The organism is Microcoleus sp. w2-18bC1, assembly GCF_036700365.1.
Taxonomy (GTDB): domain Bacteria; phylum Cyanobacteriota; class Cyanobacteriia; order Cyanobacteriales; family Microcoleaceae; genus Microcoleus.
This window is the reverse complement of sequence record NZ_JAUBOS010000111.1, coordinates 1-9,431: the sequence shown is the minus strand read 5'-3', so window position 1 is coordinate 9,431 and position 9,431 is coordinate 1. Positions and strand designations below refer to the sequence as shown.

The 9,431-nt window shown below is 43.1% G+C and carries 5 protein-coding genes and 1 pseudogene; 5 read left to right on the top strand and 1 reads right to left on the bottom strand.

The genetic code is table 11. The annotated features are described in order from the left end of the window. The first annotated feature begins 69 nt into the window (after positions 1–69). The 3 genes from QT979_RS27935 (at position 70) to QT979_RS27925 (ending at position 3,462) form a co-directional block, all read left to right on the top strand. A complete protein-coding gene (locus tag QT979_RS27935) occupies positions 70–927 on the top strand; it encodes an ABC transporter permease (protein WP_333213904.1) in 858 nt (285 codons plus the stop codon). 51 nt (positions 928–978) lie between these two features. Beyond that, positions 979–2,040 carry a spermidine/putrescine ABC transporter substrate-binding protein gene (locus QT979_RS27930; RefSeq protein ID WP_333312288.1) on the top strand — a complete coding sequence of 354 codons (1,062 nt, stop codon included), beginning with the start codon at positions 979–981 and terminating at the stop codon, positions 2,038–2,040. A gap of 333 nt (positions 2,041–2,373) precedes the next feature. Beyond that, entirely contained in the window at positions 2,374–3,462 is a 1,089-nt protein-coding gene (locus QT979_RS27925; protein ID WP_333312287.1) for an ABC transporter ATP-binding protein, read from the top strand. Between the two features lie 165 nt (positions 3,463–3,627). Here the strand turns inward: QT979_RS27925 and QT979_RS27920 are convergent, their stop codons facing one another. Continuing rightward, complete coding sequence (locus QT979_RS27920) at positions 3,628–5,715, bottom strand: thioredoxin domain-containing protein (RefSeq protein ID WP_333312286.1); 2,088 nt, start codon at positions 5,713–5,715, stop codon at positions 3,628–3,630. Between the two features lie 127 nt (positions 5,716–5,842). Here QT979_RS27920 and QT979_RS27915 point away from each other — a divergent pair, with 127 nt between their 5' ends. Both QT979_RS27915 and QT979_RS27910 read left to right on the top strand, forming a co-directional pair. Then, on the top strand, positions 5,843–7,417 hold the full coding sequence (locus QT979_RS27915) for an outer membrane protein assembly factor BamB family protein (RefSeq protein ID WP_333312285.1): 1,575 nt from the start codon (positions 5,843–5,845) through the stop codon (positions 7,415–7,417). Between the two features lie 809 nt (positions 7,418–8,226). After that, positions 8,227–9,338 (top strand): annotated as a pseudogene (locus tag QT979_RS27910) (IS630 family transposase). Positions 9,339–9,431 lie beyond the last annotated feature (93 nt).

Below are 9,431 nucleotides of genomic sequence, written 5' to 3'. Positions count from 1 at the left end.
TGACTAATGACTAATGACTAATGACTAATGACTAATGACTAATGACTAATGACTAATGACTAATGACTAATGACTAAAACAAAACTAGATTTACTCGTGCGGGCGATCGGCAAAAAGTGGCTTTGGGTACAAGCTGTACTAGCATTTGCCTTTCTTTACTTGCCAATTCTCATCTTAATTATTTACTCCTTTAACGCCTCCAGATTCAATGCCGTTTGGCGGGGCTTTACCCTCGATTGGTACCGCAGTTTGTTTAGCAATGCAGGCGCGACGATTGCTACGAGTAGCAGCGCCGGAATCTGGACAGCACTCAACAACAGCTTACTAATTGCAGCTATTTCGACGGTGTTAGCGACAATTTTTGGTACAATGCTCGCCCTAGCACTGGAACGCTTTTATTTTCCGGGGCGCAAAGCAGTAGAAGCTTTACTGTTTTTGCCGATTATTATGCCCGAAATTACGATCGGCATTTCGTTGCTAGTTTTCTTTACCCTAGTATTTCGGATTGTAGAAAATCTCACGGGAATTCGCCTCAATCTCGGCTTACCTACCGTAATAATCGGTCATGTTGTCTTTAATATTTCCTTTGTGACTATTACTGTCAGGGCGCGTTTGGCGGAACTAGATCCTCAATTAGAACAAGCAGCTTTTGACTTAGGCGCTAACGAATGGCGGGCTTTTTGGCGCATCACTCTCCCTCTAATTTGGCCCGCTATTTTCAGCGCCGCACTGCTGGCTTTTACTCTGTCGCTGGACGATTTTGTCGTGACATTTTTTACCACTGGCGTCGGTTCCATGACGCTACCATTATTTGTTTACGGCATGATAAAGTTCTCAGTGACGCCAGCGATTAATGCCATTTCAACTTTGATGTTGTTGGCTTCCTTATTGCTGGTTGTATCATCGCTAAAAGTTCAGAAAAGTTAAAATAATTGCTTTCTGTGTCATAATTATTTTTGTCTGCAACTAACAAAACCTATGAAACGCCTGCTGACTTTCCTACTTTTGTTCGTGATGAGTGCAACAATGGCTTTCGGGTGTAGCCGCACAGGTAGCAACCAACAGCAACTGCTCAGCATTTACAATTATGCAAGTTATATCGCCCCAGAAACGATCGCCCAATTCGAGAAAGAGAACAATGTTAAAATTCAATACGACACTTTCGAGAACAGCGACGCACTCTATGCCAAACTCAAACAGGGAAACCCCGGTTACGACTTAATATTTCCCGCCGATTACATGGTGAAAATCATGATCGCAGAAAATATAATTGAGCCGCTGAATTTAAACAATATTCCCAACCAAAAGAACCTAGAACCTAAGTTTATCAATCAAGGTTTTGATCCGGGAAATAAATATTCCCTGCCCTACCAGTGGGGAACCATGGGAATTGGCTACAACGTGAAAACAATCCAGGGAGAAATTAACAGTTGGGGAGTGATGTTCGACCCGAAATATACCGGAAAAGTCGCGTGGCAAGACGATGCCAGATACACATTAGCAGGAGTTTTAATGTATTTAGGATTTGATCCAAATACCACCAATCCCGAAGAGATTAACAAAGCCCGCGATTTGCTGATTAAAAGTAAAAATATCATTGCAGCTTTTGTCCCCGACACCGGGCAAAATATGCTAGATCAAGGAGAAGTAAATTTGACAATGGAATGGAGCGGTGATATTTTCCAAGTGATGACAGAAAATCCTAATCTCCGTTACGCTATTCCCAAAGAAGGAACAATCATTTTTTCTGACAATATGGCTATTCCCAAAGGTGCGCCCCAGAAAGAGTTAGCGGAGAAATTTATTAACTTTATTTTGCAGCCAGAAGTAGGCGCCCAAATTTCTAATTTTACCCACTTCGGATCGCCCAACAAAGCAGCAATTGATCAAGGTTTAATCGATCCGAAAGATTTGAATAATCCTCAAATTTACCCGCCGGCTGAGGTGTTTGGCAAAATGAAATTATTGGAGGATGTCGGGAAAGCAACTGCATTGTACGATCGAGCTTGGACGGAAGTTAAAGCAGGGGCTGGAAAGTAGATATAATATCAAATCCGTTAGCATCGGAATAGTAAATCCGAGTTCACTGTTCACTGTTTACGGTTCACGGCGTCAACCGTCAACATCATTCCGGTGTAACCGGAAATGATATAACACAGGTTTCTGCCCGGCCTGGTGCACTTAAATTTTTAGTTGGCATTGGAGTTGCACCCTCGTCAAGAACGGGCTCTCCGGCCCGTTCAACAAAACTTAATTTTCTTCTTGTGGAACGGGCCGGAGAGCCCGTTCCTAAACAAATAATTGATAATAGTGCAAGATATCAGTTTAACCGGACTTGAACTCAGATTTTTATTACTCACACATACTAACACAATGCACTCTGTCGAGGTTTTAGAAGTTTCCAAAATATTTAAAAGTGCCCGCAGTAAAGATTTCTTAGCTGTAGATAACATCAACCTGCAAATTTACGATCGAGAATTCTTTTCTTTACTTGGCCCTTCCGGCTGCGGCAAAACTACAACTTTGCGAATGATCGCTGGTTTTGAAATTCCCACAGCCGGCGAAATTTACATTCACGGCCAACCGATGCAAAATCGCCCGCCATTTCACCGCCCAGTAAATACGGTATTTCAAAACTATGCTTTATTTCCGCACATGACAGTAGCACAAAATGTCGCTTTTGGGTTGGAAATGGAGAATATGCCTCAGAAAACAATTCGCGATCGCGTTGCTGAAGCCTTAGCATTAGTACAGTTAACCGAGGTAGGAAAACGCTATCCCCGCCAACTGTCAGGGGGACAGCAGCAGCGAGTAGCCCTAGCAAGAGCATTAGTCAAACAGCCGTCTGTTTTGCTGTTGGATGAACCCCTAGGAGCGCTGGATTTAAAATTGCGTAAAGAGATGCAATTAGAATTAAAAAAAATGCAGCGAAAATTGGGAATTACGTTTATTTATGTAACTCACGATCAGGAAGAAGCACTAACAATGTCGGACAGAATTGCAGTGATGGATGGAGGAAAACTGCAACAAGTTGGGACGCCTGTTGATATTTATGAATATCCTAAAACGCGGTTTGTTGCTGATTTTATTGGCGACAGTAATTTTTTAAGTGGTCGAGTAGTAGAAAAGCAAAACGGTAAAATAATCGTGTTGGTTGATCAGGAGTTGCCCGTGTTAGTTGCAACAGCCGAAGATATCCCCCCTGGGAAAGTTGTCACCCTGGTGTTGCGGCCAGAAAAAGCTGCTATTTATCCGGCTAATTATGAGGATGAAAATAGCTGGCCGGGAATAGTAGAAGAAGCTATTTATATTGGCACTGACACGCGCTATACGGTGCGGTTGACTGCTAAAAGTTCGATCGCCCTTCGCCGACAAAACTTGCACAGAGATGACTTGCAGCGACACCAAGTCGGCGACAGCGTTCGAGTTGCCGTGCCGCCGGAAAGTATTTGCATTTGTTGACACTCAAGCGGGCTGAAGCCACTGAGATTCTTTGGAAGATTGAGGGGCAGACTGAAGATGCGATTCCTTCCCCATAGAAGATAATCTACTTCTTCCTCCAGCTTCCTCCTTCTTCCTTCGCGTTCTTCGCGTCTTCGCGGTTCAATAATCTAGACAGTATTGGTGCTAAACTCGCGTTTGACTTTGCAAAATTTCCTCCAACAGCCGCTCTTGACTTTTAGCAGGTTCCTTGCAAGTCAAACACTCGCAAACTAACCCGATAACACCTTCAGGCAAATCAGCCTCAATCTGACAGACAGCAGTCGGATAATACTGCGAAATCAACCCGGAAATCTGGTCTGGTGACGTGCGAATCAGGGTAGAATGCTGATACCAGTCGATCGCCGACAGTAGACTCGGACAAGCTTGCGGAGCATCTTGTACAATACTGCTGAAAGCTTGCAAACCTTGCTCCGCGCGATCGAGATATTCTAAATTCGGGCCCAACAGCGCGAGGCGAACCAAAGACGAGATCGCAATTCCATTCGCCGCCGGAGTTGCATTGTCTATATAGCTGCGTTCCCGCACCAACAAATCTCCGCTAGCATCCTTAGCAGTATTGTAATATCCTCCCAATTCCACGCTCCACAAAAACTCATCAAACTCTTCTTGCACCTGCACAGCTTTCTCCAACCAAAACTGAGAATTCGGCAACTGTTTTGCCTCTTCCCCGTTGTCTAAAGTCAAACTCGCTTGATGCAAATCCAACAAAGCTTTCACAAACAAAGCATAATCTTCCGACTGCGCGGTAACAGCAGATTGTCCGTCATAATTCAACCGCTGAAACCGCCCATCCGTCCACTGATTGTCTAAAATAAAATTAGCCGCTTTCACAGCTAATTCCAGATATTCCCAATTCCCAAAAACCGCTGCCGCGCGGGCTAACCCCGAAATCATTAAGCTATTCCAAGCAGCAATCATTTTCGTGTCAGTAACGGCTGGAATTCTACCCGGCCAACTTTCGTTTTTAGCTTCTTGATTGTTGCGGGCTGGCGGAAAGGTTTTTACAGTATCCGGATTGCCACCGTAGCGAACTTGAAAGAGTTTAGCCAAAGCCGTTTCTACGGTGTCGCTCAGTTTTCCTGGATGGCGGCGCTGCAATACATTCTGGCCTTCAAAATTGCCGCTGCGACTAACAGTAAACTGTGCTTTAATTTCTGCTAATTCCTCAGCAGTTAATAGTTGTTCCAGTTCGGCATAAGTCCAGACATAAAATGCTCCTTCTTCCGGTTCAAGTTCTTCCGAAGTGTTAAAGCTGTCCGCATCCTGTGCAGCATAAAAATAGCCTGTCGGCGCAATCATTTCTCGCTTCAACCATTCTACTGTCCCCGCGATCGCAGTTTCAAAAGCGGGTTCTTGTATTCCCACGCTCCACAAATTCGCTAAATACTCAACAATTTGACCGTTGTCGTAGAGCATTTTTTCAAAGTGTGGCACAGTCCAAGTCGCATCAACCGCATAGCGGTGAAATCCGCCTCCTACGTGGTCATAAATGCCGCCCAATGCTAAGTCTAATCCGCGCTGAGTGCAGACTTGTTTGCTGTCGTATTTTGATCCAAAATTAAATCGCGTTCCCCGCAGTGCTAGCTCAGCATAAGGTATCATCGGAAAACTGGGGCCGGGGTTGTTGCCGGCAATAATTCCGGTGTTGAGTTCTAAGCCTTTTTGGAAGAGTTCGCGATTTAATTCGGCAGTTACTCCTGACAGCGCTGCCGTCTGTTGGAGATTTCCTAAAATCTCTGCTTTGAAGGCTTCTACTTTGCCTTTTTCTGTGTCGTAAAAGCGGCGAATTGCTTGCAAAACTTCTAAAAATCCCGGCCGTCCGTAGCGCGGTTCTACGGGGAAATAAGTGCCTCCGTAGAAGGGAACTCGCTCGTCTGGAGTGAGAAAAACGTTGAGTGGCCAACCGCCTTGACCGGTCATCATTTGCAAGGTTTGCATATAAATGCTGTCGATATCCGGGCGTTCTTCACGATCGACTTTTATCGGTATAAAATGCGAATTCATGTATTGGGCGATCGCGCGATCGGAAAATGCTTCCCCTTCCATCACCGTACACCAGTGGCAGCTAGAGTAGCCAATTGACAGGAAAATCGGTTTATTTTCGCTTCGGGCCGCTTCCAAAGCTTCGTCGCACCAGGGCCACCAGTCGATCGGGTTTTCGGCGTGTTTCCGCAGGTAAAGGCTTTGGGATTGAGCAAGACGGTTGACCATAATCAAATATACTTTTACTCGTGCTGGGTAAGCTTGTCAGTCCTCTAGCAGTTTAGCGCGAGATGTTTTAGTTGAGTTGGTGCGGATAATTATGTTTTAATATTATGACTGATTATCTCGATCTAATATGAGCTTGTCATCTCGGAGAACCTTCAATCAACAGCTTGGACAATTTTTGCTGAGTGCTGCTGTTCCTCCTGCTGTTATCAAACTGAGCCAAACTGCATCCTCGGAACAAGCTTTATTAGAAACTAATCTTAACAATCTTCTGGCTAAAGCAGACCCAGAAATAGAATTATTAGTCCCGACCTTTTTAGGTAACGACAAGCGTCGCTTCTACGGCAGAGGTGTTCCGAAAAGTTTGAAGTTAATCGACAAATTTGAGCTAGGAAGCGGACGAACTTTTCTGGGAAAGCGGTCTGTAGTTTGGAGCGGGGCCGGTTGGACAGGACAGCCGACAATTACCAGAGACGGGGGGAAAACTTATTTAATTATAGGTGCTTATGACCACAATTTGCGAAAAATAGATATTGCTACCAATAAAGAAGTTTGGCGCTATAAATTTGATGATATAATCAAAGGTTCATCAACAATTTATATCGATGAAAAAGCTAGCGCCGAAAACAAAATTGTAATTTTGCAAGGCAGCCGCAGTGGTGGCGGTGGCAAAAGTGTCGTGCCAAGTTTTAGGGCAATATCTTTTAGAACTGGCAAGGAACTTTGGAAATTGGACATCAGGAAAACGCCCAGTTACAGCCGGGATAATGACAGCAGCGCGTTGGACATCGGCGGTGGCGTTTTGTTCAATGCGGGGGAAAATGCGATCGGCTATTTTCTCGATAGTTCCACAAGCAATGCAAAAATCAAACAAGGCATCAAGCAGCCAAATATCTTGTCGGAAGTACAGCTTTATGCAGCAACAGATATCAGCAAACACGGCGGCAACTTGGTAGCGGAATCATCGCCATCGAGACTCAAAGATAGAATATTTATAGCTGCTGGTTCCGGTCATATTTACGGTATTAGCATTGCAACTAAAAAGATAGTTTGGGATTTTTATACTGGTTCAGATTTGGATGGAAGTGCTGTAATTTCTAAATCAGGTAAACTGTTTTGTGCCATTGAAAAACAATACATTCAGGGCAACGGCGGAGTGCTGAAGCTGAATCCCAACAAGGAACCGAATGCCAGCGTCGAATGGTTTTTGCCTACCGGAAATCGCCGACTTTCTAGCTGGGAAGGTGGGATAATTGGCTCGGTGGCGTTGAATGACGAGTACAATTCAGGCGAGTTTCCGGCGCTGTTTGCCACAAATGCGATCGACGGCAATTTGTACATCGGTTCCCAAGATATGATTACAGGTAAAAAAACTTCGGTTCCTTGGCGAAACCAGTCTTACGATACTCCGGTAATAGTATTTAAACAAGCCATTGGTTCTTCAATTTCTACTCCGATTTTTACCGATGGCAATAAACTGATCAGTGCGGGATACAACGGTGTTTATTTGTTCAATTTGAATTGGGAACGAGCGAAGTCTGGAGATCAGAATGCGTTGAAAAATGCTAAAGGGGAGTTTTACCGTTTGAAAGTAATAGAATCGGGGAGATTTAAGCCGGGTTTGTCATTTGAGGCGACGCCTGTAGTTTGGGACGGAATTGTGAGGATTTGCGCGAGGGATGGCTGGATGTATACTTTGGGTTAGTTATTGGTATTTTGTACCTCTATCGGGAACAGGCATCTTGCCTGTTCTTGAAAGGGTGTTGAAATCCGCCACCTATTCCTACCTGTGGTTTAACTGCGGTGAGAGAAATAATTTCGGAAATTATCGGAAACTCGTTATGGAAACTCCTGAAACTCAAATAAGTCCAGTTTACGGTTGAGAGGATGCTTAAGGTATTTTACAGCTTGCGATCGCACGCTGACAGGATGAAGGGGAATTATCCAGATTGCACCTTTTCAAGATAGCAGCGGAATTGGGCATTTCCGAACAGGATATTGTGCCGGCGGCACAGCAATAGTTAGCAACTAGAGGAGAATTTCCAGAAAAACACGTTTTTAACTCTTACCGTCGTCGCAAATTGCAGAAAAATGTGACAAAGTACGGCATTATCAATTGACAATCTCAAAAACCCGCCCCGACGGGGATATTATGGTTAATCGATCGGACACGATATCAGTTCTCTAGCAGTTTAGCGCCAGATGTTTTAGCTGAGTTGTTGCTGATAATCCTGTTTTCATACGATCGCTGATAATTTAGATGTCAAATGAGTCGATCGTCTCGGAGAACCTTCAATCAACGGCTGGGAAAATGTTTGCTGACTGTGGCGGTTCCTCCTGCTGTCCTCAAACAGTGCCAAACTGAATCTGGGAATTGACGGGGTGACAACGCCACGGAAACCTTGATATGTAGAGGGTTTATCCTCTTGAACCTCCCTCAAGAGAGTAGCAATTAAGCTGTTGTGCCTTTAAATAGGGTATAATAAAAAATGAGTTTAATCAAAATATACAAAAATGCCAGCTAAAAATCATCTCAATCCCCAACAAATAGAGAAACTACAAAAAGCCTTAAGAGAGGAAGAAAAGGCAAATATTAGAGAAAGAATTCTAATTTTGTTATTGCTCAATGACGGCAAGACACAATCTAAAATTGCTGATTTTTTGGGCTGCTCAGTAAACAAAGTATCTTATTGGTGTATAAAGGGAGATCCCGACAATTTAGAAAGTCTAATAGATGAGAGGATGAAGGGAAATCACAAAAAAGCCACAGATAAATATATAGAAATATTATTAGAGACTATAGAAAAAGACCCTCAAGAATTAGGATATGATTTTGGACGATGGACAGCGCAGAGATTAGCAACATACTTAGAGGAATCCACAGGGATAAAATTAAGTGGAGGACAAGTTCGGAGGATTTTAAATAAAAAAAAGTATGTTTACATCTGGGCTAAGTATAGCCTAGAGTCCAAGAGAAATACTGAAAAAAGAACAGCGTTTAAAATAAAGATAGCCGAATATTTAAAAATAGAAAAAGAATCGCCAGAACGATTACAGGTATGGTTTTGGGACGAGAGTGGATTTAGTTTAAGAGTCACCAGAAGAAAGAACTGGTGTAAAAAAGGCAGCCGAAACAAGGTTCGAGGAGACAGAAGAAAAGGCAGAGTTAATGTAATGGGAGGAGTGATAAATTCCGATAAAAAAAGGTGGGTAGAGTTCCTTAAAAAAGGCAACTCATATAATTTTTATCAAGTGCTAAAACTCTTTCATGAAGAGCTAATTAATGAATGGTATCAGCAGGTAATCAAGCCTCAGAATTTGCGGAAAAAGGAACCAAAATAGTGATTATCCTTGATAATGCTAGTTTTCACAAGAAACAAGAGTACCTGAAAATAATTGAAACAGAAATGCCTAACCTTCATTTAGAATTTCTCCCCGAATACAGCCCCGACTATAACTTAATTGAATTAGTATGGCATTCGGCCAAAGAATATATTACCAATCGACTTTTTACATCTATTGAAGAGCTAGAGTATTTATTGCACCGCCTCTTAAATGAAGGGCAATTAATAATTAAATGGGGTCGCAAAATAAAAAATAAGGGGAATGCTTGTATCACAGTTTAAATGTGCAACAGCTTATGGATTCAAAGCTTTGTAGATTGTCTACTGGGGTATTCTTATAAAGGATCTCTGCTATTTCTTGGAGATTTATTTTGA

Bases quoted from the DNA above. Each gene is read 5' to 3' on its own strand.
- QT979_RS27935 (WP_333213904.1), top strand. From the start codon at position 70: ATGACTAAAACAAAACTAGATTTACTCGTGCGGGCGATCGGCAAAAAG.
- QT979_RS27930 (WP_333312288.1), top strand. From the start codon at position 979: ATGAAACGCCTGCTGACTTTCCTACTTTTGTTCGTGATGAGTGCAACA.
- QT979_RS27925 (WP_333312287.1), top strand. From the start codon at position 2,374: ATGCACTCTGTCGAGGTTTTAGAAGTTTCCAAAATATTTAAAAGTGCC.
- QT979_RS27920 (WP_333312286.1), bottom strand. From the start codon at position 5,715: ATGGTCAACCGTCTTGCTCAATCCCAAAGCCTTTACCTGCGGAAACAC.
- QT979_RS27915 (WP_333312285.1), top strand. From the start codon at position 5,843: ATGAGCTTGTCATCTCGGAGAACCTTCAATCAACAGCTTGGACAATTT.